Here is a 2,744-nt window from a genome sequence, read left to right on the forward strand (position 1 = left end):
CCCGGACGGTCACTTCAAATTCCCCCACCTGTGGTCGCGCAAACTCCCCCACTTGTGGAGCAGGACAAGAGGCTTTTAGGTTGACTGGGTTTTGCGTGCAAGGGCTTCGGCGGCTTCCTTGAGGCGGTAGCTGCGGCCGTCGAACTCAAGCAGATGACAATGGTGCATGAGGCGGTCAAGGATCGTCGTGCTCATGGTGTTGTCGCGGAGATAAGCGCCCCAATCCTGCACGACGCGATTGGACGTGACGATGACGCTGCGGTGCAATTTGTAGCGTTGATGGATCAGATTCTGCAGCAAAGCGCCGGCTTCGTCGGGGATGGTGCGAGCGAGGAACAGATCGTCAAGCACAAGCAGATCGCAGTCAGAGATGCTCCGCAGTCGCGCTTCGCGCTGAGCGGCGGGGCTGAGGGCGTAACGGTTGAAGAAGTCATCGGCCTCGAGATACTGGACCTTGTGGCCTTGCAGGATGGCCTGGTAGGCGACGGCCTTGGCCACGTGCGATTTTCCGGTGCCGGGCTTGCCAATGAACAGAGCGTTTTCACCGACCGCGACAAACTTCAGCGCATGCAGCTGGAAGCAGGCCTGACGCGGCAGTTTGGGATTGAAGGACCAGTCGAACTCCGCGAGCGTGAGCTTCTCTTCAAGCCCGGATTGCTGGTAGCGGCGAGCGATGAGACGGGACTGACGACGATCGAGTTCGTCCTGCAGGAGCAGGCAGAAGGTCTCGAGGAACGGTTGGCTGGCGCCCTGGGCCTGCAGGACGCGGCTCTCGAGCGTGTCGCGTATGCCCGACAGCCGCAACTGTCGTAGGCAGCGATCAATTTCTGGCAAGGTCATGGTCATTCCGAATGATCTCCTGTGGAGGTTGAAAGGCAGAGTTGATCGGCAATCAAGGTCTGGGCGGGAGCGCTCGCGTCGTCGGAGCTGGCCGGGATTGCGGAGACGACGCGAGCGCGGTTTGGTGCGGGCTGATCATTGCCGTTGTTTCCGGGCCGGCGCTCGATGCTGGCACGGTTCTGGGCGCCGAGGCGAAAGAGTTCGCCGTACTCGTCTGCGGGACGGATCAGTGGATGATCCTGCGTCAGAGACAGCGTGAGTTGTGGTGCCTGATCGACGCGCTCGAGCGCCCGCTCGAACAATCGCTCAAGGATGGCGCGCACCTGTTTGTAGCGATGGATGTGATGACGCATCGCGTGATCGCAGGCTTGCTCGACGAGCCGGGCGGGATACTTCTTCGCAAGTCCGACAATGCCCCACATCGCGCGTTGTCCAACGCGACCTTCGGTGTCGAACAGGTGCTGACAGAGCGCCTTCGCTTGCGGTCCGATGTCGCCGGCGCTTGCCAGCAGGAAGGCGGTCTGACGAGATGGATTGAACGGGCGCTCGTTGTGCGGCAGTTTGAGCGAACCCGGCCGTGCGGCGCGGGCATGAACGCGCAGCAGCGCCTGGGTGCTGCGGTCGCGGATCTCGATCTTGGTCTCGTAAAGGCGTACCACGACCTGGCTGCGATCGGCGCGGGGCGCGCGGCATAGTCGCTGTGATCCACCCGCACGGTGGTGTCGTCGTAGACGGTGCGCACGAGCTCGGAGAAGTAACGGAAGCCGGTCGCGGGCAATGGCCGCAGATGCGGCTTCTCCTCCTGGAACATGGCCTCGACCTGACGCCTCATGCTGCCATGGATGCGTTTGGAAGCCCAGTTCGTCTCCCAGTGCTCCAGAAAGCTGTTCTGAGCCTCGAGTGATTCGAAGCGCCGCCCGGCGAGCGCGGTGCCCTGGGTGTGCTGGATCGCGTTCTCCACGGTCCCCTTGCGGTTCGGGTCCCGCACCCGTGCCGGATCGGCGACGACGCCGTAATGCGCGAGCACCGCGCCGTAGAGCCGGTTGAGCTCGGGCTCGTACAGGTCGGGCGTGATGACGCCTTCCTTGAGATTATCGAGCACGACATAGCCGACGGCGCCGCCAAAATATCGAAAAGCCTTTTCGTGGAGCTGTGCCCAGATCTGCTGGCTCGACTTCCAGACCACCCGCCGGAAGCTACGCCGCGAGTAGCGCAGGGTCATCACGAACAGGCGCGGCCGGCGGTAACGACCGCTCTTCGGATCACGGGTCAGCGCGCCTTCGCCATAATCGACCTGGGCTTCCTCGCCGGGGGCAAACTCGAGACGGTCAAACTGTTTGGGATCGATGTGGCGCAAGGCGCGCACGAAACGCTTGACGCTCTCGTAGCTGGCAGTGAAGCCGAGCTGATCAACCAGATCCTGGTAGATCGCCTGCGCATTGCGCTTCAGTCGGACCTGCTGCTCGATCCATTCCCGATGCGGTTCACAGGCTGAGCGGGCGAAATCAAACGTCTTGGCGGCCACCTTCATGCCGATAGCCGGCGGTCGCGGAGGTGGGGGAGTTTGGCCATCCGCGGCCTCGGAGCCGGCGGTCACCCCGGGGGAATTTGCCTCCGCCGCTCGCCGGGACACGAAAATCGCCTGGTAACGCCGGATCGTCTTGCGGTCGATCCCCGTCAGCCGCTGGATCTCTCGTTGGCTCGTCTGGCGCTCAAGTAACGTAAATACGGTGCTTTGCAGATGCGGCTTCAAGACGTTCAACTCCCGGTCCCCTCTTCCCTAAAGGGGGCGAAAATAAACGTCCTGCTACGTGCTTTGCGGCCGATCAGCCGCCCAACCAGGCGGAATCAGGTGGGGGAGTTTGAGGTGACCTCACCCGGGGGATTTTGACCGACCGTCGGGG

Annotated in this window: 1 protein-coding gene and 1 pseudogene; both read right to left on the reverse strand. The window is 62.6% G+C overall.

What is annotated here, in order from left to right; all coding sequences use genetic code 11:
- Positions 1 to 75 precede the first annotated feature (75 nt).
- Positions 76 to 846 carry an IS21-like element helper ATPase IstB gene (istB, locus tag CQ13_RS10105; RefSeq protein ID WP_057842763.1) on the reverse strand — a complete coding sequence of 257 codons (771 nt, stop codon included), beginning with the start codon at positions 844 to 846 and terminating at the stop codon, positions 76 to 78.
- Between the two features lie 187 nt (positions 847 to 1,033).
- A pseudogene (istA, locus tag CQ13_RS10110) lies at positions 1,034 to 2,637 on the reverse strand (IS21 family transposase); the annotation flags it as partial.
- Positions 2,638 to 2,744: the final 107 nt, after the last annotated feature.

The sequence above is a fragment of the Bradyrhizobium retamae genome (assembly GCF_001440415.1).
GTDB lineage: Bacteria > Pseudomonadota > Alphaproteobacteria > Rhizobiales > Xanthobacteraceae > Bradyrhizobium > Bradyrhizobium retamae.

What these genes read in the sequence shown, in the direction of transcription:
- istB (WP_057842763.1), bottom strand. Translation starts at nt 846, where the DNA reads ATGACCATGACCTTGCCAGAAATTGATCGCTGCCTACGACAGTTGCGG.